Source organism: Sphingopyxis sp. LC363 (genome assembly GCF_000756385.1).
Lineage (GTDB): Bacteria > Pseudomonadota > Alphaproteobacteria > Sphingomonadales > Sphingomonadaceae > Sphingopyxis.
In genome coordinates, this window is the sequence record NZ_JNFC01000021.1 from 38,912 (window position 1) to 59,995 (window position 21,084).

A 21,084-nucleotide genomic window follows, 5' to 3' on the forward strand; every position below is an offset into this window, starting at 1 on the left:
CTGGCCGGGATAGCGCATTTTCCTACCGCGCGCCGTCAGCGCACGGGAAAATGGATCACTTGATCTTGGCTTCCTTGAACTCGACATGCTTGCGCGCACGCGGGTCGTATTTCCGCACCGACATTTTTTCGGTCATCGTGCGCGGGTTCTTTTTCGTGACATAGAAAAAGCCCGTGTCGGCGGTGCTCACCAGCTTGATCTTGACGGTCGTCGGCTTGGCCATGGCCCTGTTCCTCGAAATAACTGCACATCCGCCGGAGTTCCGATGGATGCCGCGGGACTAGGGGCCCCGACGTTGGTGTGAAAAACATAGAGGGCCGCGCGACGTCGCGCCGCCCCCAATATCCGGGCGCCTTTGGCGGGATTCGGCTTTTCTGTCAAGCGAAAGCGAAGGGCGGGCGGCAATATCGGCCGCCCGCCCGGGAGGGGTCGGTTGGGTCTTCAAGCGTTCTTGATCTCGAAGCGGACGGTCATCACCTTCCAGCTTTCCTCGGGCACCCCGCCGCGCGTCGCGGGCTTGAAGCGCCATTTGGCGAGCGCGCGGCGCTTCGTCGCCTCGAAAAAGGCCGGGCTGTCGGCGCTGATCAGTTCGACCGCCTTGACGCGCCCGTCGGTGCCGATCAGCACGCGGACCTTCGCCACGCCCTCGATCCCGCCGCGCTGCTCGCGCGCCGGATATTCGGGCTGGAAGGCACCGGCGAAGCGCGGATCGATGTCGGCGAGCACGAGGTTGGGCTTGGTCGGCGCGACGGGCGGATCAAGCGGAACCGACGGCCCGGTGCCTGTCCCTGCCGGCGGGACATAGGGCGGAAGCGGCGGCGCCTCGGGCGGGTCCTTCACCACCGGCGGCAGGGGCCTCGGCGGCGCGGTAAATTGCGTTTGAGGCGGCTGTGTTTGGGGTTTGGGATCGGGCTGTGTCTCGGGCGGCTTGGGCTTCGGCAGCGTGATTGATGTCCACGGCGGCGTGACGGTCGTCGGCTTGTCCTCCACGATCATCGGCGACAGCGCCACCGCGACGACGAGCGCCGCGGGTAGCCCCACTGCGAACAGCGCCGCGAACGGATGATGGGTTCTGTCGGCGCCATAGCTGCCGCGCGGCTGCATCGCCGGGGCGGGGGCCGGAGCCGTCATCGCCTCGGGCGCGGTCACAATCGCCGAAATCAAGGGTATCAAGGTCATGGCATCTCTCCTTGCCTGTCGACCCGGCCCCGCGGCATTCTGACCGTCGAACTGGCCAAGTCAGAGTGACGTGATATTATAACATCACTAGACTTGTCAAGCGGATCGGTAAGCAAGAACAGGAAGGGCTGATAAGCGAGAGCGCCGAGCGTTCAATATGAACCGTTTGATGCTGATTTAACGCTCGCTGCTCTATCTCGCCAAAAGCCGCGCGGTCGCCTCGCTCTTGTCGATCAGCGGCAGCAGCTCGGCCATGTCGGGACCATGATCGCGTCCCGTCAGCGCACGGCGCAGCGGCAGGAACAGCGCTCGGCCCTTCGCCCCCGTCGCCTCCTTCGCTGCGCCGGTCAGCGCATGCCACGGGTCGTTCGCCCAATCGATGCCCGATACGGCACCGGCGGCGGCGGCGAGCACCGCGCGGTCTGTCTCCTCGGCAAGCGGCGGCGCGAAGGGGCCGTCGAATACCGGCGCCCAGTCAGCCGCCTCGGCCACCGTCATCAGGTTCGGGCGAATCGCGTTCCAGCGCGCTTCGGTGATCGCGGCGGGCAGGCGATCGGCGACCGCGGCATGGTCCGTGTGATGCAAAATCTTCTGGTTGAGCAGCGCGAGCTCGCCCTCGTCGAAGCGCGCGGGCGCGCGGCCGAAGCGTGCGAAGTCGATGCTTTCGATCAGCGGGGCGACATGCGTCACCGGCTCGACCGGATCGCTCGTCCCGAGCCGCGCGAGCAATGCGACGAGCGCGATCGGCTCGATGCCTTCGTCGCGGAGGCTCGCCATGCCGAGCGAGCCGAGCCGCTTCGACAATTTGCCCTCGGTCCCGACGAGCAGAGCCTCGTGGGCAAAGGCCGCCGGCGCGGCGCCAAGCGCTTCGAACATCTGGATCTGCGCCGCGGTGTTCGACACATGATCCTCGCCGCGCACCACATGCGTAATCCCCATCGCGATGTCGTCGATCACGCTCGGCAGCAGATAGAGCCAGCTGCCGTCGGCGCGGCGCACGACGGGATCGGACATCGTCTTCGGCTCGAAATGCTGCGGCCCGCGGACCATGTCGGTCCACTCGATCGGCGCATCATGGTCGAGCCGGAAGCGCCAGTGCGGCGCGACGCCTTCGGGCACCGGCGCGCCCTCGGGCTTGCGCTCGTAAACCGGGGGCAATCCGCGCGAAAGCAGCACCTTGCGGCGAATGTCCAGCTCTTCGGGCGTCTCGTAACAGGCATAGACCCGCCCCGCCGCCTTCAGTTTCTCGAACTCGCCCTCATAAAGCGCGAAGCGCGCCGACTGCCGTTCCTCGCCGTCGATGTCGAGCCCGAGCCACGCAAGGTCGGCGCGGATACCCTCGACATATTCCTCTTTCGACCGCTCGAGATCGGTATCGTCGATGCGCAGCAGGAAGCGCCCGCCATGCTTGCGCGCCCACAGCCAGTTGTGAAGCGCGGTGCGGACATTGCCGACGTGCAAGCTGCCGGTCGGCGAGGGAGCGAAGCGGGTGATGACGGTCATGCGGCGCGCCTATAGCCGCATTTGCCCGCGAGGCGATAGCTATGCGCTGCGCCGCGCGGGCCACCAGGCCCAAGCGATGCCGAGCAGCGCGACGATCAGGATGACGCTATATTCCATTCCGTTGCGCCCGCCGCCGACGACGAACCAGCCCGCGGGAAGGTGGACGAGGATCATGCCGAGCGTCAGGATGAAGGCATGGCCGAGCGCGGCGAGGCTGGTCCAGCGGCGCGTCAGCATCAGCGCCGGGCCCACCAGCTCGTAGAGCGTCACCGCCATCGCCCAGCCATAGCCATAGGGAAAGCCGAGGCTGTCGAGCCAGATGCCGAAGGGCACCACGAGCCCCGCCGCGAGGCGATAGATGCCGTGGATCAGAATCAGGATCGCGACGGTGATCCGCAGCAGCTCGATAAATTGCTCCGCGCGTTCGGGCCACGCCTTCGGTCCCCGCAATCCCATTCGACGTCCCCCTGATTATCCCGTGCGGAACCCGTGCGTGATCGGATAGCGCCGGTCGCGCCCGAAATTGCGCGTCGACAATTTGACCCCCGGCGGCGCCTGCCGGCGCTTATATTCGGCGAGCATCAGGAGCCGCTCGATCCGCGTCACCGCCTCGCGATCGAAGCCATATTTGGCAACGACGTCGTCGACGCTCGCTTCCTCCTCGACGAGCATGTGGAGCATGCGGTCGAGGTCGGCATAAGGCGGCAGGCTGTCCTCGTCCTTCTGGTCGGGGCGCAGCTCGGCGCTCGGCGGCTTGGTGACGATATTGTCGGGCATCACCGGCGCGACCCGGTTGCGCGACAGGCGCGGCACATTCTCGTTGCGCCATTTCGCGATCGCAAAGACCGTCATCTTGTACGCATCCTTCAGCGGATTATAGCCGCCCGCCATGTCGCCATAGATGGTCGCATAGCCGACGCTCATCTCGCTCTTGTTGCCCGTCGTCAGCAGCATCGGGCCGAATTTGTTGCTGAGCGCCATCAGCGTAACGCCGCGGATGCGCGACTGGACATTCTCCTCGGTGATGTCGACGTCTTTGTCGGCGAAGCTCCCCGCGAGCATCTGGTCGAACGCATCGACCGCGGGGACGATCGGGATGGTGTCGAGCCGGCATCCAATCATCTCGGCGCAGCCCTTCGCATCGTCGAGGCTCTCCTCGCTGGTGAAGCGGCTCGGCATCATCACGCACCAGACCTTGTCGGGTCCGAGCGCATCGGCGGCGATCGCGGCGCAGATCGCCGAATCGATCCCTCCCGACAGGCCGAGCACGACGCCGGGAAAGCGGTTGCGTGTCACATAGTCGCGCAAGCTCACGATCATCGCGCTATAGATGTCGGCGGGATGCGCCTCCCATTCGGCGATTGCACCGGGTTCGCAGACCCAGCGCCCGTCGCCCGCATTCGTCCAGCGCGTGACGCGCTCCTCGCCCCCCCAGTCGGTCAGCCGGTGCGCGGTCGTCCCGTCGTCGTTCAGCACGAAAGAGCAGCCGTCGAACACCAGCTCGTCCTGCCCGCCGATGCGGTTGAGGAAGATCAGCGGCAGCTTGGTTTCGGCGACGCGGCTCGCAAAGACCTGCGATAAACGCCGCTCGTCCTTGTCGATCTCATAGGGGCTGCCGTTGACCGAAATCAGCAATTCGGCGCCCTGCGCCGTGAGATGCCGGCACACGGTCGGCAGCCAGCCGTCCTCGCAGATCGGCAGCCCGAGCTTCACCCCGCGCCATTCGACGATGTCGGGGAGCGGGCCGGGCGCGAAGATGCGCTTCTCGTCGAAGGTGCCGTAATTGGGCAGTTCGTGCTTGCGCCGCGTCGCGACGATTTCGCCCCCGTCGAGCAGCGCGACGATATTGTAGAGATCGGCGCCGTCGCGCTCGACCGATCCGACGAGCATCGCCGGACCGCCATCGGCAGTCTCGGCGGCGAGTTCGGCGAGCAGCTTCGCCGCGCGTTCGGCCAGCGCGGGCTTCAGCACCAGATCTTCGGGCGGATAGCCGATCAGCTGGAACTCGGGGTAGAGGATCAGGTCGGCGTCGCGGTGGCGGGCGCGAACGCTACGCATCGCATCGGCGTTGGCCGCGAGGTCGCCGACCGCCTGCGTCATCTGGGAAAGGACGATGGAGAGCGTTTCGGTCATGTCAGCGGTTTAGGCGCAAGTCGGGCGATTTCAACCGAAGACCGATACCCGCATCGGCATTGGGGTGGAGAGCTGTCGTCCAGATCCTCCCCTTTGCGCAGCAATGGGGAGGTGGCAGCCCGCAGGGCTGACGGAGGGGTCGACGCCGTCAGGCGTCGGTGCAAGGCCAGACCCCTCCACCACCGCTTCGCGGAGTGTAGGGTTGGATTGCCCCCGGCAATCCAACCCTACACTCCCCCTCCCCAGCGCTTCGCGATGGGGAGGATCGAGCGGCCGCTTCCGGTCGAAAGCTGTCTTTCCAATATCTCGCGCGACGCGCCGCAATGGCTTTAACCCCTTCCCCTTCGCGCCCGCGCTGGCTAAGGGGGCGCGCAATCCCACCCCGCGCGAAAGGGCTTTGCACCTTTATGAAACTCATCTCCGGCAACAGCAACCTGCCGCTGGCCCGCGCGATCGCGGACTATCTCGAACTGCCGCTCACCGACACCAGCGTGCGCCGCTTCGCCGACGAGGAAGTCTTCGTCGAGATCCACGAGAATGTCCGCGGCCAGGACGTCTTCGTCGTCCAGCCGACGAATTTCCCCGCGAACGACAATCTGATGGAATTGCTCATCATCAACGACGCGCTGCGCCGCGCGTCGGCGAAGCGCATCACCGCGGTCGTCCCCTATTTCGGCTATGCGCGGCAGGACCGCAAACCCGGCCCGCGCACCCCGATCTCGGCCAAGCTCGTCGCGAACCTCATCACCACCTCGGGCGCCGACCGCGTGCTCGCGATCGACCTCCATGCGGGGCAGATCCAGGGCTTCTTCGACATCCCGACCGACAATCTCTATGCCGCACCGGTGATGAGCGCCGACATCCAGGCACGCTTCGGTGACAAGAATCTGATGGTCGTGTCGCCCGACGTCGGCGGCGTCGTCCGCGCGCGCGCGCTCGCCAAGCGCCTCGACAACGCCCCGCTCGCGATCGTCGACAAGCGCCGCGAGCGCGCTGGCGAATCGGAGGTGATGAACATCATCGGCGACGTCTCGGGCCGCTTCTGCATCCTGATCGACGACATTGTCGATTCGGCGGGCACGCTCTGCAACGCCGCCGCCGCATTGAAGGCCGCGGGCGCCGAGGGTGTCGTCGCCTATTGCACCCACGGCGTGCTGTCGGGCGGCGCGGTCGCGCGCGTCGATGCGAGCGAGCTTACCGAACTCGTCATCACCGATTCGATCATGCCGACCGACGCGGTGAACGACAGCAACAAGGTCCGCGCGCTCACCGTCGCGCCCTTGCTCGGCGAAGCGATCAAGCGCATCGCCGACGAAAGCAGCGTCTCCTCGCTATTTGATTGATGCGTCAGCGCGCGACCAGCGCGCCGACGATATGATCGAGCTGGCGCCGGAAGCTCGCATGATCGGGCACCGCATGGACCAGCCCGCGCGCCGTCCAACATAAGGCCTGCGCCATGCTCCCCGCGCGCGGCACCGCCGAGCCGGGGCCGCTGAGCCGGATCGCTTCGGCCATCGCCGCGACCAGCCGCCGCTCAGCCGCACGCGCCGCGTCGGGTGGATCGCGCTGGAGCATCGCCACGATTTCGGCGCCGTGCGGCGAGGAATGAAGCGCCGCCATATGCCGGCCCACCCACGCGTCGAGCGCATCGGCCAACCGCTCGGCGAGCGTCTTGGCGGGCTGCTCGATGCTGGCGAGCGCGGCGGCGAGCGACGTATCGACCATGCCTTTGGTCGCCCAGTCGATCAGCGCGCCCTTCGATCCGAAGCGCAGATAAAGCGCCTGCCGCGACACGCCGAGCGCCGCGGCGACATCCTCCATCGATGCCTTGCGCAGCCCGTAGCGAGCGAAGGTCGCGACGATCGGATCGAGAGGAAAATCGCCCGGCATGAGGCCGATTTTACAATTTATATCATGTTTGTAAAATCTATAAAATCGGGGCCGCTCGGGATGTAATAGCTTTGCATGGACTGGCGGCGCGGACCGCACTGGGCTAGCGCGAAGCCATGTCGATCACCTCTGACCTCGCGCTCGCCAACCGCCTCGCCGACGCCGCCGGCGAAGCGATCCGTCCGCTCTTTCGTTCGAACTGGGTCCACGAAGCCAAGGCCGACGCCTCGCCCGTCACCGAGGCCGACCGCGCCGCCGAAGCCGCGATGCGCCGCCTGCTCGACGCCGAGGCGCCGCGCGACGGCATCATCGGCGAGGAATATGGCGCCGAGCGCCCCGAAGCCTCGCGCCAGTGGGTGCTCGACCCGATCGACGGCACCGTCAGCTTCATGGCCGGCCGCCCGATCTTCGGCACGCTGATCGCGCTGCTGCAGGACGGCTGGCCGATCCTCGGCATCATCGACCAGCCGATCGCCGGCGAACGCTGGGTCGGCGCGTTGGGGCAACCGACCCTGTTCAACGGCGCCCCGGCGCGCGCGCGCGCCTGCCGCAACCTCGCCGACGCCGTGCTCGCGACGACCGGGCCGCAGTATTTCAGCGACCATGACGGCGAGCATTTCATGGCGCTCGCGGCGAAGACGTCGCACAAGCGGATGGTCTTCGGTGGCGATTGCTATAATTATGGCCTGCTCGCGAGCGGGCATATCGACCTGGTGGTCGAAGCGGGGCTCAAGCTCCACGACTTCGCCGCGCTCGCGCCGATCGTCGAGGGCGCCGGCGGCACCATGTGCGACTGGAACGGCGATCCGCTCAGCGCCGACAGCGCCAAAGAGAATGGGGGCCATGTCATCGCGCTCGGCGACCCGGCGCGGCTCGAAGATGTGATCGAGGGGCTCGCCTGCCACCATTGAGGCCGGGGCCCCGGAAAGGAGAGGAACCGACATGGCTTATGAAGGAAGCTGTCACTGCGGCGCGGTGACCTATAGCGTCGAGGGCGACATTCCCGACACGGCGATGAGCTGCAACTGCTCGCACTGCCGCCGCAAGGGCTTTCTGCTCAGCTTCGTGCCGATCGACCAGTTCCGGCTGCAGAGCGGCGCCGAGCGGCTGACGTCGTACAAGTTCAACAAGCATAATATCGACCATCAATTCTGCGACGAATGCGGGTGCCAGAGCTTTTCGGTGGGCACCGGCCCCGACGGCGCGAAGATGGCGGCGGTCAACCTGCGCTGCGTTCCGGGCGCCGATCTCGACGCGCTGAATATCCAGAAGGTCGACGGCGCAAGTTTCTGATCCCACAACGCTTGCAATTCCGGGCGAATCCACCTAAGCGCGCCGCTTCCGATTGTGTCGGCTGGCTGAAAGGGCTGCCAGGCCGATACGCAAACGGACTCTAGATTCGGTGCCGGATCTCAACAACATAGGAGACCAAAATGCCCAAGATGAAGACCAAGAGCGGTGTGAAGAAACGCTTCAAATTCACCGCCTCGGGCAAGGTGAAGCACGGCGTCGCCGGCAAGCGCCACCGCCTGATTTCGCATAACTCGAAATATATCCGCACCAACCGCGGCACCAGCGTGCTCAGCGATTCGGACGCGGCCCATGTGCGCCTCTGGGCGCCCTACGGCCTGAAGTAAGGAGCGCTAGACGATGTCACGCATCAAACGCGGCACGACCACGCGTGCCAAGCACAAGCGGATTTTGGATCAGGCGAAGGGCTATTATGGCCGTCGCAAGAATACGATCCGCATCGCCAAGCAGGCGGTCGAAAAGGCCGGCCAATACGCCTATCGCGACCGCAAGGTTAAGAAGCGGAGCTTCCGCGCCCTGTGGATCCAGCGCATCAACGCCGCGGTCCGCGCCGAAGGCCTGACCTATTCGCAGTTCATGCACGGCGTGAAGCTCGCCGGCATCGACCTCGACCGCAAGGTCATGGCCGACCTTGCGATGAACGAAGGCGGCGTGTTCACCGCGATCATCGCGCAGGCGAAGGCGGCGCTGCCCAAGGCGGCCTGACGCTTTTCAGCCAAGGCGAACGAAATCGAGGGCGGTCCCGGCGGGGCCGCCCTTTTTCGTTGGAGGTCCGCAAAGGACCGGTTTCGGTCGGAAGCTGCCGATCCTCCCCGGCACGGGGAGGGGGACCACCGAAGGTGGTGGAGGGGCACAGGCGGAGCGCACGACGCAGATAGGGCAGGAAACACCTCGCGTGCCCCTCCACCATGCTTCGCATGGTCCCCCTCCCCCAAGGGGGAGGACCGTCCGCTCTCCACCCCAAAACAGCCCTTCACCCTCCTCAATCCAACCCCGACTCCCGCATCCGTTCCGTCATCGCGGCGACGAACGCGCGCACCGAGGGCAACCCCGCGCGTGACGGCTCGAACAGCAGATGGACCGGCAACGGCGGCGGCGCTTCGTCAGCCAGCAACGATATCAGCCGCCCCGCATCGACTGCCTCGGCGAGCTGGTAGCTCAGCAAATTCGCTATCCCGAGCCCCGCCTCGGCCGCCGCCAGCACCCCTTCGACGCTGTTGACGGCGAGGCGCGGCGGCGCGCCGAGCCGCCAGCGCCGCGATGCGAATTGCCATTCGGTCGTCCAGCGCGGCCCCATCGTGCCGATCAGCTCATGGCCCGCCAGGTCCGCGATCGTCGCGGGCGCCCTGCGGCGCGCGAGATAGGCGGGGCTCGCGACAAGCATCTGGCGCACCCGGCCGATGCGCTTGGCCTTCAGCGTCGTATCGGCGAGCGGCCCGATCCGCACCGCGACGTCGATCCCTTCCTCGACGATGCGGACGTTGCGGTCGATCAGCATCATCCGCACGGCAAGCTCGCGGTGCTGCGCCATCAGCGCGCCGACCACCGGCAGCACATGCAGCCGCCCGAACATGACGGGCGCGGTCAGATGGAGCTGCCCACGCGGTTCGGCTTCGGCGCCGCGCAACGCGCGCTCGGCGCCCGCCAGCTCGGCGAGGATGCGCCGCGCCTGCTCCAGAAAGGCGGCGCCCGCGTCGGTCAGTGCGACCGCACGCGTCGACCGGTGGAACAGCCGCGTCGCCAGCCGCGCCTCGAGCGCCGCGATCCCGCGCGTCACTGCGGGCGGTGAGCTGCCGAGCTTGCGCGCCGCCGCGGCGAAACCGCCTTCGCTCGCGACCGCGACGAACATTTCGAGCGTGGTGAGCCGGTCCATGATTATTCCAGTCTACGGAATTAATTTGTCCAATATTCACTCATTATCACCAATCGCGCAATGTCCTAGATCGTCTCCGAAGGGAGCGAACGATGGCGCGAAATTACCGACACACGCTTTTCAACGACGCGGTGAAGGCGCTGCAGGAACGCCATGGCTCGCGCGCCGCCTATGTGAAGATGGACGCGGGCGCCGACGGCACCCCCGATGCGCTGACCGCCAAGGAACTGGGCTATATCGCGCTCCGCGACAGCTTCTATATCGCGAGCGTCACCGCCGACGGCTGGCCCTATATGCAGCATCGCGGCGGGCCCGCGGGCTTCCTCCGCCATATCGCGGGCAATCGCATCGGTTTCGCCGACTATCGCGGCAACAAACAATATATCAGCACCGCGAACCTGATGGGCAACGACCGCGTCTCGCTCTTCCTGATGGATTACCCGAACCGCGACCGGCTGAAGCTTGTCGGCCATGCGACGGTCGTCGAACTTGCCGACGATCCCGCCGCGGTCACCGCGCTGATGCCGGAAGGCTATCGCGCGACGCCCGAACGCGCCTTCTTCGTCGACGTGATCGGCTGGGAATGGAATTGTTCGCAGCATATCACCCCGCGTTTCACCGAAGCCGAAATATCCGCCGCGGTTCGCCCGATGGCGGCCGAAATCAACCAGCTGCGCGCCGAAATTGCAGCCTTGCGCGCCGCCCCGAAAGGAGACCGAACATGATCCACCTCTATGCGTCCGAAATGTCGGGCAATGCCCACAAGGTGCGGATGGCGCTCGCCTTCCTCGGGCTCGGCTGGGACGAGCGGGCGACCGACGCGGCCGCGCGCACCACCGATGCCTTCCTTGCGCTCAACCCGATGGCGCAGATCCCCGTCTATGTCGAAGGCGATTTCATCTTGCGCGACAGCCAGGCGATCCTCGCCTATCTCGCCGCGCGGCACCGGCCCGGCGACTGGGACGGGCGCACGCCCGAGGAACGCGGCGCGATCATGGTCTGGCTGTCGCACGCAGCGAACGAGATTTTCAACGGCCCCGCGCTGCTTCGCGCCGAGCGCCTGTTCGGCTGGTCGGTCGATCGGGGCCGCGCGGCCGCGGTCACCGACCGCATCCTGCCGGTGGTCGAGGCGCATCTCGCGGGACGCGACTGGCTGGTCGGCGACCGGCTGACCATCGCCGACCTTGCCGCGAGCCCCTATCTCGCGCTCGCGCCCGACGGCGGTGTCGACCTTGAACAATGGCCCGCGATCCACGCCTGGACCCGCCGGATCGCCGCGCTTCCCGCCTTTCCCGCCATGCCGGGCTGGCCCGCCGAGGGCGCCGCATGATGCCCTATGTTGATATCAAGATCACCCGCGAGGCCTGTCCTGAGCGCCTGCAAGGCAGTCGAAGGGGGGCGACGGCCGAGCAGAAGGCCGAACCGATCGCCGGCGTCACCGACCTGCTCCGGCGCATCCTCGGCAAGAATCCCGCGACCACCGTCGTCGCGATCGATGAGGTCGACACCGCCAATTGGGGAGTGGGCGGATGGCCCGTGCCGGGCTATCGCGCCGCACAGGCTGCCAAGGAGACCCAGTGATGACCGCGAACAACGCCGCCCCGGCCTTTGCCACGATCATGTTCCTGACCGGGGTCGGCATCCCGATCCTCGCCGCCCTGAACGGCGGGCTCGGCGCGCGGCTCGAAAGCCCGATGGCGGCCTCGGTGATCCTTTTCAGCCTCGGCCTCCTCATCGCGGTCACCGGCGCGATCGCGACCGGTACGCTCGGGCAGGTGCGGTTGTCGTCCGGCATTCCGGCGCATTTCTATTTCGGCGGCGCCTTCATGGCCTTTTACGCGATCGCGGTGACGTTCATCGCGCCCAAATTCGGGGTCGGCAACGCGATCTTCTTCGTGCTCGTCGGCCAGCTGATCAGCGCCGCGACGATCGACCATTTCGGCCTGTTCGGCGCGATCCGCTCGGCAATCGACGCGAAACGCGTCGCGGGGATCGCGCTGATGGTCGTGGGGGTGTATTTGGCGCGGCGGACAGGTTGACGACAGGTTTCGGCCGGGTGTTGCCATAAGATCCTCCCTGTCGCGAAGCCGTGGGGAGGACTAAACGCCCGCTCCCCACCCCAAAGCCGCCCTCGCACGCCTCACATATGCGCGGTCACCTCCGGCGGGTTCCACCAATTATTGCCCGCGCCATCCATATGGCTCACCGGCAGCGCCGCCATCTCGGCGGGGGTGAGGTCGTCGAGGCATGCGATCGCGACCGAATAATAGGCGCCACCGATCTCCTCGACATAGCCATGGCCGAAGGAGGAGACGCCGCACGTCTTGCAGAAGACATGATGCGCGCTGTTCGATCCGAACTGATAGTCGGCGAGCGCCGCGGGATCGGTCAGCAGGCGGAAGGCGTCGGGCTTGATCTGCGCGCTCCAGTTCCGTTTCTTGGTGCAGATCGAGCAATTGCACTTGCCCGTCCCCGCTTCGAGATCGAGGTCGGCTTCGAACTTGACCGCGCCGCAGTGGCACGAACCATGGTGGGTCTTGAGCATCTTCTATTCTCCGGCTGGCAGCGCGACCCGTCGCGCCCTTCACCCGAAGCGATGTAGCCTCTGCCCCTGACAGATCGTGTCAGGAGGCGTCGTCCCACCCGTTTCGCCGCCACCAGTCGGCCATCAGCACCGCGCGGCGCCGCCCGAACCCCTCATCGCCGATCCGCGCCGCGGCGATGCGGTCGATACGGAAACTCCGGTAATCCTGCCGCAGCAGGCACCATGCGGCGATGATCTGCTTCTCCTCGAAATAGGCGAGCGCGGCGGGCCAGATCGACCGCTCGGTCGCCGTGCCCTTCTCGTCGGCATAGTCGATGTGCAGCACTTTCTCGGCGCGCATCGCCTCGCGCACCGTCGCGAGCAGCGGCGCGTCGGTTTCGCGCCAACGGCTGTTCACCGGCCACAGCCCCGCCTCGTCGATCCGCTGCCTGAGTTCGTCGGGGCTCGCGGCGGCGATCTTGGCGAGCGCCAGCCCTGCCGCGCGCGACAGCGCCCCGTCCTGCCGCCCCTCGACCCAGCGCGCGCCCAATACCAATGCTTCCAGCTCCTCGGCACTGAACATCAGGGGCGGCAGGAAGAAACCCGGCCGCAGCACATAGCCGACCCCCGCCTCGCCCTCGACCGGCGCGCCGAGCGCGATCAGCGTCTGGATGTCGCGATAGAGGGTGCGCACCGACACGCCCTGCTCCTCGGCCAGCGCCTCGGCGGTCACCGGTCGGCGGCGGCGGCGCAGCGTGTCGATGATCGCGAAGAGCCGTGCCGTCTTGTCCGCCATGGTGCCCTTCGTCCGTTCAGCGCCGCCGATAGGTCCAGCGCCGCGGCTTCGACCCGTCGATCGCCGAGATCGTCGCGGTCAGCGTGTCGCCGTCGCGGGCATAGACGATGCGCTGCGGATAATCATGCGCCGGATTCTCGAAGGTCGCGCTGGCCGTGTCGTGCCGTACCAGCGCGAACGCGACCGGCGCCCCGCCCTGCGGCATCGCGATATAGGAAATCGCGCCATCCTCGCCCGCCGCGATGCGGATGAATTCGAACTCGCGCAGCGCCTCGCCGCGTCCCGACCGGCTTACCCCCAGCATCACCCCGCCGCGCGGGGCCGTCCAGCTTTCCTCGGTCCAGCGCTCGCCGTCCTCGCGCACCCAGTCGCCCGCGAGCCAGCCGAGATCGTCCACGCGCGCCGCCGGGCTCGCCGCCACCAGCAACCCCGCCAAGACCGCCGCCATGATCCGCATGAATATCTCCCTCACCGCTCCTTACCACCGGGGCATCGGCACCGCCATGGACAGCGCACCCCCCGCCGCCTATAACCCCTCCATCCCCGGGGAGCCTGTGTGCAGACACAGGTTGAGAGCGGAACAAGCCGCGACCCGTTGAACCTGATCCGGGTAATACCGGCGGAGGGAGGGCCGGCATTCCGCACCGGAAAACCGTCTTTCGCTCCGATATTATGGAGCAACTGCACATGGCCGACATCGATTCCCGCCTCGACAAGAGCGCCGCCACCCCCATCGGCGTCACCACCGGACCCATTCGTGGCAGCCGCAAGATCCATGTCGCGGCGCAGACCGGCAGCGGCATCCGCGTCGCGATGCGCGAGATCGACCTCGACCCGCATTCGGGCGAACCCCCCGTCCGCGTCTATGACACCAGCGGGCCTTATACGGACGCCAACGCCACCATCGACATCAACGCCGGCCTGCCCGAACTGCGCCGCGACTGGATCCGGGGTCGCGGCGACGTCGAAGAAGTCGCCCAGCGCGAAGTCCGCCCCGAGGATAACGGCCAGCTCGGCCCCGACCGCTCAGGTGGCGTCCCCGCCTTCCCCAACGTCCGCCGCCAGGTCCTCCGCGCCAGGCCCGGCGCGAACGTCAGCCAGATGCACTATGCCCGCCGCGGCATCATCACGCCCGAGATGGAATATGTCGCCGAGCGCGAAAATCTCGGCCGCACGCGCCTCGCCGAGTACAAGCGCGACGGCGAAAGCTTCGGCGCCAGCATCCCCGATTATGTCACCCCCGAATTCGTCCGCGACGAGGTCGCCCGCGGCCGCGCGATCATCCCCAGCAACATCAACCACCCCGAAAGCGAGCCGATGGCGATCGGCCGCAACTTCCTCGTCAAGATCAACGCCAATATCGGCAACAGCGCGGTCGCGTCCGACGTCGCATCCGAAGTCGACAAGATGGTCTGGTCGATCCGCTGGGGCGCCGACACCGTCATGGACCTGTCGACGGGGCGCAACATCCACGACACGCGCGAATGGATCATCCGCAATTCGCCCGTCCCGATCGGCACCGTCCCCATCTATCAGGCGCTCGAAAAGGTCGGCGGCGTCGCCGAGGACCTGACCTGGGAAATCTTCGCCGACACGCTGATCGAGCAGGCCGAACAGGGCGTCGACTATTTCACCATCCATGCGGGCGTCCGGCTGCCCTACGTCCCCCTCGCGGCCAAGCGCATGACCGGCATCGTGTCGCGCGGCGGCAGCATCATGGCGAAATGGTGCCTCGCGCATCACAAGGAAAGCTTCCTCTACGAACGCTTCGACGAGATTACCGAGATCATGAAGGCCTATGACGTCGCCTACAGCCTCGGCGACGGTCTGCGCCCCGGCAGCATCTATGACGCGAACGACGAGGCGCAGTTCGCCGAGCTCTACACGCTCGGCGAGCTCACCAAGCGCGCGTGGGCGCAGGATGTGCAGGTGATGATCGAGGGGCCGGGCCATGTCCCGATGCACAAGATCAAGGAAAATATGGACAAGCAATTGGAAGCGTGCGGCGAGGCGCCCTTCTACACGCTCGGGCCGCTCACCACCGACATCGCGCCGGGCTACGACCATATCACCAGCGGCATCGGCGCCGCGCAGATCGGCTGGTACGGCACCGCGATGCTTTGCTACGTCACGCCCAAGGAGCATCTGGGCCTGCCCGATCGCGACGATGTGAAGGTCGGCGTCGTCACCTACAAGCTCGCCGCCCACGCCGCCGACCTCGCCAAGGGCCACCCCGCCGCACAGGTCCGCGACGACGCACTATCGAAAGCGCGCTTCGAATTCCGCTGGCGCGACCAGTTCAACCTGTCGCTCGACCCCGACACGGCGGAGCAGTACCACGACCAGACGCTCCCCGCCGAGGGCGCCAAGTCGGCGCATTTCTGCAGCATGTGCGGCCCGAAGTTCTGCTCGATGAAGATCAGCCAGGAAGTGCGCGAGTTTGCGAAGCTGCAAAATCAGGACAGCGCAGGCTTCATCGCGGCGGAAGAGGCCGAGAAGGGCATGGCGGAAATGAGCCAGGTCTATGAGGACACGGGGCGCGAGCTGTATATGGGCGCGGGCGGGCGAGAGCATGATTGAAGCTCATCACCCATAAAAATATGGGCGCGAGACTAGGTCTCGCGCCTACCATATGGTTCCGAGGAGCATCGCAAGGAACGGATAAGAGAGAGCATACGAAACAGTCTTCCCATATCAACTCCTGAACCTGATATCGCGCAGAAGGTCGAGGAAATAATCATAAGGGACTATGACGAAGGAGTACGTCAAGTCATATTTATGGAACCCTATCCAAAAAGCAAAGCAAAGCAGCTTCACAAGAACGAAATAGAGATAGAGAAATCAAGTGAAACTCGCGTTTCATTTGTTCCATTTCTAGGCATATCCCCATTTAGATACCCGTTTATCCCCTTGACGCATGTATGGGACTCTGCCATTAAGATGGCATGACCAAGAAAAGCCCCTCTGCCAGCCCCGAGTTCAGCGTCCGCGAGTTCTTTGCTCTCTTCCCGACCGACGACGCTTGCCTCGCCCACATCATGCAAGTTCGTTTCGGCGGCACCCGTTTCGATTGCCCCAAATGCGGAGTTGTGGACTCCACCTTTCATAAGCTGGCAAAGCGCCGCACCTTTGTTTGTGCATCGTGCGGCTACCATGTGAACCCTACCGCCAACACCATCCTGCACGATACGCGGACGCCGCTGGTTAGCTGGTTCTACGCCATGTATCTGTTCTGCACGACGCGCCACGGTGTCAGCGGTAAGGAACTCCAGCGCCAGCTCGGGGTGACTTACAAGACCGCCTATCGCATCGGGCAGCAAATCCGCGATCTGACCGCCAAGGCGCAATCGTTCGACGCGCTGCTCGCCGGTCACGTTGAACTGGACGAAGCCTATGTTGGCGGTCGCCGCTCGGGCGGCAAGCGTGGCCGCGGCGCCCCCGGCAAGACCATCGTCATGGGCCTTGTGAGCCGCGACGGCCCGATGAAGGCGGTCGTCATCCCCAACGTCAAAAAGGACACGCTCCGCAACGTCGTGCTGGACAACGTTGAGCCGGGTTCGGTCGTCTCGACCGACGAACTCTACAGCTACAACTTACTCACTGGCGACGGCTTCACGCATGGCGCGGTGAAGCATGGTCAGAAAGAATACGCCCACTACGACTACCGTTCGGGCGAGACGTTCCACGTCAACACCGTGGAAGGCTTCTGGCGGCTGTTTAAGGCCTCGATCCGCTCGACCCATGTCCAGATTAGCGCCAAGCATATGCAGCGCTATCTTTCGGAGTTCACTTTCCGCGCGACGAACCGCGACCGCGTGAACGGGATGTTTGACCTTCTGGTTGGGGCGCTGTGATGCGCCCCACCATCGCCTCAAAGTCCGCGCGGTCAGCAGGCCCAACCCCCTCGGCTTCGGCCTGTTCGACGAAGGCGTCTAAGCGATCGGTCGCCAAGGCTTCGGATAAGGTCAATCTTTCCACGTCGTGCCCTCTGGTAATGATCGAGTGGGAGGATAGCGCGCAGCCAATCCCAAGCTGGTCCTACCTAGCATCTTTTGAAGCCCCTGGCACCATCCGGTGCGCGTCGGTGGGCTGGCTGATCCGTGACGACGAGATAAAGGCCCTAGCGCCCAATATGGGGGCCGTAGACGACGAAAACAGCGTGCAGGTATCTGGAGTGATCCAAATCCCTGCACGCTGCGTGGTGAAGCTAACCCGCTTGCGCGAGCCGGCCCTTACTTGCCCTTAGGCTTCTGCCCGCGAGTCTGATCCTGCCCGAGCGCCGAAGCGGCGAGCGTGCGGACTTGTGCGGCGGTGGGCTTCGTCGAGCCCGAGAGAACGCGCGAAGCGAGCGACGAGACCTTCGGAGAGGTCTGACGGGGCGGCGGCTTTCCGCCGCCAGAAGGCTTAGCCATCTACGTTTCCTTTGCAAAATTTTAGATGATGCACTATAGAAGGCCGCAGAGAGGGGCTTTTAGCCCCGCTCTGCGGCTTCGTCTAACAAGGCGGCTTGCCACATAGGGATACTCCTTAATCTTGTTCCCACGGCGGGCGGGATTGGCTGGTAACCCAAGGTGAGGAGGGAGTTGGCGCTCCCCATCCACCCGTTTCTGAGCCGGAACGCCCAGGCGTCTCCGGCTCATTCTCGTAATCGTCATCGGGTAGTGATGACGTGTCGATATCCCCGAGGGATATCCCATTCTGCTCTATCCAGTAGACGCCTTCATCATTGAAGACGGTGTATGGCGTGACATCGACAACGAACGATTTTCCTTTCATTCTCCAGATTGTCGTTCGGAATGTGTCGATGCTAATTTTCTCATCACTGGCCTTAAGATACGCCGCATAAATTTCCGCGGGAGGTTGAGCGTTTTCGCGACCTACACCCATAAGCCTGACAATGTCACGTTGCCTACCGAGAGTGGTGCCCGTTCCCCCTGCGTTCGATTCCACTTCGCCGGAAAGCCCACTTAGGACGCGAAGGGCGATTTGCAGCTCAGACAGCTCTAGCTCCGCAGTTTCAAGGGACTTCTTATAGCGAGCGACCTTTGCTTCGGCCTTGGCTATACGGTCACTTATAAGCTTTACATGATCCGACATGACGCCTCCTTACATGACACAAGAATGATTCACAATATGAGTCATGTCAGGATGTAGGGGATTGGCTTCGGCGCTCCGGCCGGGAATATTGGGGCCGGAGAAAAGCTATGACCATCGAGCAGCGCAACGAAGCGATTTTGAAGGCTCTTGCAAGCCAGACGCGTGAGAAAACGCGGTCAAAGGCCGCCGCGCGGGCCGCCCTTATCAAGGGTGGGATCTACACTGCGAAAGGCAATCTCAAAGCCGAATTTGGCGGGCGTAACTGGAAGGCGAAAGCCGCCATTTGAGCCGTCAGGCTACATCGTTTGTCCTAGGCTATCACGGCTGCGACTCTAACACTGCCGAAAAGCTCATCTCTGGTGCAACCTCGGTTCGCCAGAGCAAGCAGCCTTACGATTGGCTGGGGCCGGGAAGTTATTTTTGGGAATCTGACCCTCTTCGAGCCAAAGAGTGGGCCGATTGGCGCGTGGAGCAAGGTCACTATAAAGATGCCGCCGTGATCGGCGGGATTATCGAGCTGGGAAATTGTCTCGACCTTGCCCAGCGACGCAATATCAAACTCGTCAAAGGCGCCTATCTATCGTTCTCTAAGCAGCGCCAAACGGCGGGCCTTCCCATGCCTGAGAACAAAAGCGTGAAGGGGCAACCAAACCAAGATCGAATTTTGAGGTTTTTAGACTGCGCGGTTTTTCAGCACCTCCACAGCAGCATGGAGGAAGCCGCAGAGGCCGGATCAAGTATTCCGCCATTCGATACGGTGAGGGGCGTGTTTACGGAAGGCGAGCCACTATACGAGGGTTGCGGGTTCTTTGAGAAAACCCATGCGCAAATCGCTGTCCTAAACCCCGAAAACATCATCGGCATATTCCGGCCCAAGCGCTTGTAGCCATACATGCGTCAAGGGGATAAACGGGTTTAGATATCGGGATATTTTTGAGAAGAAATCAAGAAAATCTGCTGGCAAGGCGATTACATGGTATAAAGGCGAACCAAGGCCATTGCTCGATGTCGCTGCTCCGGCGTATCTCGACAACGAGTCCTTAGAAATTAGCAAACTCGGCGGAAGCTTTCAGCCTTCTCTATTTTAACGCATATTATACTTCATGAATTATGTAACAATTTAACAAATTTCATTCCGGTCCGAACGGAGCGGCGCCGATGGCGTCGCACTAACACCATGCTACACCCCCCGCCCATGCGCGCCCGGAACCTCCTCTATGTCATGGCCAAGCCGCCGCCGGAGGTGCAGGCGGCGATCGGCGCGTTGCCGCGCAACGACCCCGGGCGCGGCCCCGACCTGCTCCATGTCACGCTCATCTCGCTCTACGACCTGCATTATGCGCCGCCCGAGTGGCTGCCCGCGACCATCGCCGCGCTGGACAGCTTCGCCGCACCGCCCTTTCCGCTCGCCTTCGACCGCATCGAAAACCGCAAGGCGGTGACGCTGCGCACGCGCGATCCGCTGGCCGGGGCGCGGGCGTTCCAGAAGGCGCTGGTCGACCATCTGCTGCGCGAAAAGGCGCCGATCATGGACGGCACCACCCCCGAACCGCACATCACGATCAACTATCGCGGCGACCGGCTGAATGCCCAGAAAATCCCGCCGATCCGCTGGACGGTCGATGAAATCATCCTCACCGAAAGCATCGTCGGCAAAACCACCCATGTCGAACACGGCCGCTGGAAGCTGCGCGGGGATGCGGGCTGATCGGGAATGTAACCCACCTCGTCATCCTCTAACGAGACGCGTGGCTCGTTAGACTTGATCCGGGATCCACTGCGGCGCTGAAGTCATCGACCCCGGATCAAGCCTGTCCCGAGCTTGTCGAAGGGCCCGGGGTGACGAAACGGGCTGCGGCGGCCTGGAACACCCCGTCAGCCAAAGTATCGCCGAAACCAACCCCGCTTTCCGGGAACGACCGGCGACTGGCCGGAAATGCGGACCAGATAATGCCCCAGGACCGCCGCTTGCTGCTTGGTCATCAATATCCGGAACAGGTCGGGGTCGTGCGCGTTGGCCGCTTCCGAAGACTGCACGCTTTCCAGCCGGAGCATGATGCGGTCGCCCGCGTCATGATGGCCCCAGCCGACCAGTGCCCCGAAACTCTCCATCATCCCGCCTCTCCCCCACCATCTTCGCGCGGCCGATGCCGACGATCCGATAGGGCGTTTTACCAGAGCCGCGGTGCAATGTCGTCCAATCGTCGAAAAGCCGCCCGTCGCGGCCCCCCGCAAAAACCCCTTTCCTACATCGCATCGCCATGCTTCATCCTGCCAGATGACCCAGCCCAAACCCCATGCTCGCCCCGCGCGGCCGCGTGGTCCGGCTTTGCAAGGCCCGGCGCCGCAAAGCCTGACCGCCGCGCTGTCCTCCTTCACCCCCGCGCAGCTTCAGCGCCAGCGCAGCAGCGGCTGGACCCCCGACCGCCAGCGCAAGTTTATCGAGGCGCTCGCCGCATCGGCCTGCGTGACCGAGGCGGCCGCGAGCGTCGGGCTGTCGGCGACATCGGCCTATAACCTTCGCCGCCGCCCCGATGCCCATGCGTTCCGCCATGCATGGGATGCCGCGATCGATTTCGGGATGCGGCGGCTGGTCGATGCCGCGCTGGCGCGCGCGGTCCACGGCGTGCCGGTCCCCATATTCTACAAGGGCGAACAGGTGGGTGAACGGCGCGAATATCCCGAACGGCTCGCGATGTTCCTGATGCGCGCGCACGACCCCCATCGCTTTGGCGCCGCGGGCCGGGACGCCCCGAACGGCGGCGCCAAAGCGATGGG

At 64.7% G+C, this 21,084-nt stretch carries 27 protein-coding genes, 1 pseudogene and 1 riboswitch; of the genes and pseudogenes, 15 read left to right on the forward strand and 13 right to left on the reverse strand.

All coding sequences use genetic code 11. The annotated features are described in order from the left end of the window. Nucleotides 1-55 precede the first annotated feature (55 nt). From rpmG to FG95_RS09250, 5 genes are all read right to left on the reverse strand, one after another. The gene (gene rpmG, locus FG95_RS09230) at nucleotides 56-223 is read right to left on the reverse strand and encodes a 50S ribosomal protein L33 (protein ID WP_003042331.1); all 168 of its coding nucleotides are present in this window, start codon (nucleotides 221-223) and stop codon (nucleotides 56-58) included. Between the two features lie 218 nt (nucleotides 224-441). Beyond that, nucleotides 442-1,179 carry an energy transducer TonB gene (locus tag FG95_RS09235; RefSeq protein WP_037555443.1) on the reverse strand — a complete coding sequence of 246 codons (738 nt, stop codon included), beginning with the start codon at nucleotides 1,177-1,179 and terminating at the stop codon, nucleotides 442-444. Between the two features lie 192 nt (nucleotides 1,180-1,371). Then, nucleotides 1,372-2,682: a glutamate--tRNA ligase gene (locus tag FG95_RS09240; RefSeq protein ID WP_037555444.1), complete on the reverse strand. Its 1,311-nt coding sequence runs from the start codon at nucleotides 2,680-2,682 to the stop codon at nucleotides 1,372-1,374. Between the two features lie 39 nt (nucleotides 2,683-2,721). Beyond that, entirely contained in the window at nucleotides 2,722-3,138 is a 417-nt protein-coding gene (locus FG95_RS09245; RefSeq protein WP_052182248.1) for a DoxX family protein, read from the reverse strand. Between the two features lie 15 nt (nucleotides 3,139-3,153). Beyond that, nucleotides 3,154-4,815 carry an NAD+ synthase gene (locus FG95_RS09250; RefSeq protein ID WP_037555445.1) on the reverse strand — a complete coding sequence of 554 codons (1,662 nt, stop codon included), beginning with the start codon at nucleotides 4,813-4,815 and terminating at the stop codon, nucleotides 3,154-3,156. 407 nt (nucleotides 4,816-5,222) lie between these two features. Between FG95_RS09250 and FG95_RS09255 the strand changes: the two genes are divergently transcribed. Then, nucleotides 5,223-6,158 carry a ribose-phosphate pyrophosphokinase gene (locus FG95_RS09255; RefSeq protein ID WP_037555446.1) on the forward strand — a complete coding sequence of 312 codons (936 nt, stop codon included), beginning with the start codon at nucleotides 5,223-5,225 and terminating at the stop codon, nucleotides 6,156-6,158. Between the two features lie 4 nt (nucleotides 6,159-6,162). Here FG95_RS09255 and FG95_RS19860 read toward each other — a convergent pair whose 3' ends face one another. Then, a complete protein-coding gene (locus FG95_RS19860) occupies nucleotides 6,163-6,705 on the reverse strand; it encodes a TetR/AcrR family transcriptional regulator (protein WP_052182249.1) in 543 nt (180 codons plus the stop codon). A 116-nt stretch (nucleotides 6,706-6,821) separates the two neighbouring features. Here FG95_RS19860 and hisN point away from each other — a divergent pair, with 116 nt between their 5' ends. The 4 genes from hisN (at nucleotide 6,822) to rplT (ending at nucleotide 8,721) form a co-directional block, all read left to right on the forward strand. After that, nucleotides 6,822-7,616, forward strand: a complete 795-nt coding sequence (hisN, locus tag FG95_RS09265) for a histidinol-phosphatase (RefSeq protein ID WP_037555447.1) — start codon at nucleotides 6,822-6,824, stop codon at nucleotides 7,614-7,616. Between the two features lie 31 nt (nucleotides 7,617-7,647). Further along, nucleotides 7,648-7,998 carry a GFA family protein gene (locus tag FG95_RS09270; protein ID WP_037555448.1) on the forward strand — a complete coding sequence of 117 codons (351 nt, stop codon included), beginning with the start codon at nucleotides 7,648-7,650 and terminating at the stop codon, nucleotides 7,996-7,998. Between the two features lie 140 nt (nucleotides 7,999-8,138). After that, complete coding sequence (gene rpmI, locus FG95_RS09275) at nucleotides 8,139-8,342, forward strand: 50S ribosomal protein L35 (RefSeq protein WP_037555449.1); 204 nt, start codon at nucleotides 8,139-8,141, stop codon at nucleotides 8,340-8,342. A gap of 13 nt (nucleotides 8,343-8,355) precedes the next feature. Beyond that, nucleotides 8,356-8,721, forward strand: coding sequence for a 50S ribosomal protein L20 (gene rplT / locus FG95_RS09280; RefSeq protein WP_037555450.1), 366 nt, complete (start codon nucleotides 8,356-8,358; stop codon nucleotides 8,719-8,721). A 277-nt stretch (nucleotides 8,722-8,998) separates the two neighbouring features. On the opposite strand, the gene FG95_RS09285 is transcribed toward rplT, so the two are convergent. Beyond that, complete coding sequence (locus FG95_RS09285; protein ID WP_037555451.1) at nucleotides 8,999-9,889, reverse strand: LysR family transcriptional regulator; 891 nt, start codon at nucleotides 9,887-9,889, stop codon at nucleotides 8,999-9,001. Nucleotides 9,890-9,981: 92 nt separating this feature from the next. Between FG95_RS09285 and FG95_RS09290 the strand changes: the two genes are divergently transcribed. Genes FG95_RS09290 through FG95_RS09305 form a run of 4 tightly spaced genes read left to right on the forward strand, consistent with a single transcriptional unit; the run spans nucleotide 9,982 to nucleotide 11,928 of the window. Further along, complete coding sequence (locus FG95_RS09290) at nucleotides 9,982-10,614, forward strand: pyridoxamine 5'-phosphate oxidase family protein (protein WP_037555452.1); 633 nt, start codon at nucleotides 9,982-9,984, stop codon at nucleotides 10,612-10,614. Then, nucleotides 10,611-11,219 (forward strand): glutathione S-transferase family protein, encoded by a 609-nt coding sequence (locus FG95_RS09295; protein WP_037555453.1) that lies wholly within the window; start codon nucleotides 10,611-10,613, stop codon nucleotides 11,217-11,219. Before FG95_RS09290 ends, FG95_RS09295 begins: the two co-directional genes overlap by 4 nt. Further along, a complete protein-coding gene (locus FG95_RS09300) occupies nucleotides 11,216-11,470 on the forward strand; it encodes a tautomerase family protein (RefSeq protein ID WP_313911580.1) in 255 nt (84 codons plus the stop codon). Before FG95_RS09295 ends, FG95_RS09300 begins: the two co-directional genes overlap by 4 nt. After that, nucleotides 11,470-11,928: a DMT family transporter gene (locus tag FG95_RS09305; RefSeq protein ID WP_037555454.1), complete on the forward strand. Its 459-nt coding sequence runs from the start codon at nucleotides 11,470-11,472 to the stop codon at nucleotides 11,926-11,928. The genes FG95_RS09300 and FG95_RS09305 overlap by 1 nt, the downstream gene beginning before the upstream one ends. Nucleotides 11,929-12,029: 101 nt before the next feature. On the opposite strand, the gene FG95_RS09310 is transcribed toward FG95_RS09305, so the two are convergent. From FG95_RS09310 to FG95_RS09320, 3 genes are all read right to left on the reverse strand, one after another. Beyond that, nucleotides 12,030-12,434 (reverse strand): GFA family protein, encoded by a 405-nt coding sequence (locus FG95_RS09310; RefSeq protein ID WP_037555455.1) that lies wholly within the window; start codon nucleotides 12,432-12,434, stop codon nucleotides 12,030-12,032. Nucleotides 12,435-12,513: 79 nt separating this feature from the next. Continuing rightward, a complete protein-coding gene (locus FG95_RS09315) occupies nucleotides 12,514-13,209 on the reverse strand; it encodes a helix-turn-helix transcriptional regulator (RefSeq protein WP_037555456.1) in 696 nt (231 codons plus the stop codon). Between the two features lie 16 nt (nucleotides 13,210-13,225). Continuing rightward, nucleotides 13,226-13,666: a DUF6265 family protein gene (locus FG95_RS09320; RefSeq protein WP_052182250.1), complete on the reverse strand. Its 441-nt coding sequence runs from the start codon at nucleotides 13,664-13,666 to the stop codon at nucleotides 13,226-13,228. Between the two features lie 77 nt (nucleotides 13,667-13,743). Further along, nucleotides 13,744-13,854: riboswitch (TPP riboswitch) on the forward strand. A 42-nt stretch (nucleotides 13,855-13,896) separates the two neighbouring features. Here FG95_RS09320 and thiC point away from each other — a divergent pair. Both thiC and FG95_RS09330 read left to right on the forward strand, forming a co-directional pair. Further along, the gene (gene thiC, locus FG95_RS09325; protein WP_037555457.1) at nucleotides 13,897-15,789 is read left to right on the forward strand and encodes a phosphomethylpyrimidine synthase ThiC; all 1,893 of its coding nucleotides are present in this window, start codon (nucleotides 13,897-13,899) and stop codon (nucleotides 15,787-15,789) included. A 365-nt stretch (nucleotides 15,790-16,154) separates the two neighbouring features. Further along, complete coding sequence (locus FG95_RS09330) at nucleotides 16,155-17,063, forward strand: IS1595 family transposase (RefSeq protein WP_037555458.1); 909 nt, start codon at nucleotides 16,155-16,157, stop codon at nucleotides 17,061-17,063. Nucleotides 17,064-17,441: 378 nt separating this feature from the next. Here the strand turns inward: FG95_RS09330 and FG95_RS20505 are convergent, their stop codons facing one another. Together FG95_RS20505 and FG95_RS20510 are read right to left on the reverse strand one after the other, a co-directional pair. Beyond that, entirely contained in the window at nucleotides 17,442-17,621 is a 180-nt protein-coding gene (locus FG95_RS20505) for a hypothetical protein (protein ID WP_152567613.1), read from the reverse strand. A 115-nt stretch (nucleotides 17,622-17,736) separates the two neighbouring features. Beyond that, nucleotides 17,737-18,306: a hypothetical protein gene (locus FG95_RS20510; protein WP_152567614.1), complete on the reverse strand. Its 570-nt coding sequence runs from the start codon at nucleotides 18,304-18,306 to the stop codon at nucleotides 17,737-17,739. A gap of 107 nt (nucleotides 18,307-18,413) precedes the next feature. Between FG95_RS20510 and FG95_RS09340 the strand changes: the two genes are divergently transcribed. The 3 genes from FG95_RS09340 (at nucleotide 18,414) to FG95_RS19870 (ending at nucleotide 20,014) form a co-directional block, all read left to right on the forward strand. Further along, the gene (locus tag FG95_RS09340; protein WP_037555460.1) at nucleotides 18,414-18,593 is read left to right on the forward strand and encodes a hypothetical protein; all 180 of its coding nucleotides are present in this window, start codon (nucleotides 18,414-18,416) and stop codon (nucleotides 18,591-18,593) included. Beyond that, complete coding sequence (locus tag FG95_RS20190; protein ID WP_037555461.1) at nucleotides 18,590-19,192, forward strand: hypothetical protein; 603 nt, start codon at nucleotides 18,590-18,592, stop codon at nucleotides 19,190-19,192. Before FG95_RS09340 ends, FG95_RS20190 begins: the two co-directional genes overlap by 4 nt. Before the next feature lie 309 nt (nucleotides 19,193-19,501). Then, nucleotides 19,502-20,014 (forward strand): 2'-5' RNA ligase family protein, encoded by a 513-nt coding sequence (locus tag FG95_RS19870; RefSeq protein WP_052182251.1) that lies wholly within the window; start codon nucleotides 19,502-19,504, stop codon nucleotides 20,012-20,014. Nucleotides 20,015-20,181: 167 nt separating this feature from the next. Here the strand turns inward: FG95_RS19870 and FG95_RS09355 are convergent, their stop codons facing one another. Beyond that, nucleotides 20,182-20,421, reverse strand: coding sequence for a hypothetical protein (locus tag FG95_RS09355; RefSeq protein ID WP_037555462.1), 240 nt, complete (start codon nucleotides 20,419-20,421; stop codon nucleotides 20,182-20,184). Between the two features lie 163 nt (nucleotides 20,422-20,584). Here FG95_RS09355 and FG95_RS09360 point away from each other — a divergent pair. After that, a pseudogene (locus FG95_RS09360) lies at nucleotides 20,585-21,084 on the forward strand (hypothetical protein); the annotation flags it as partial.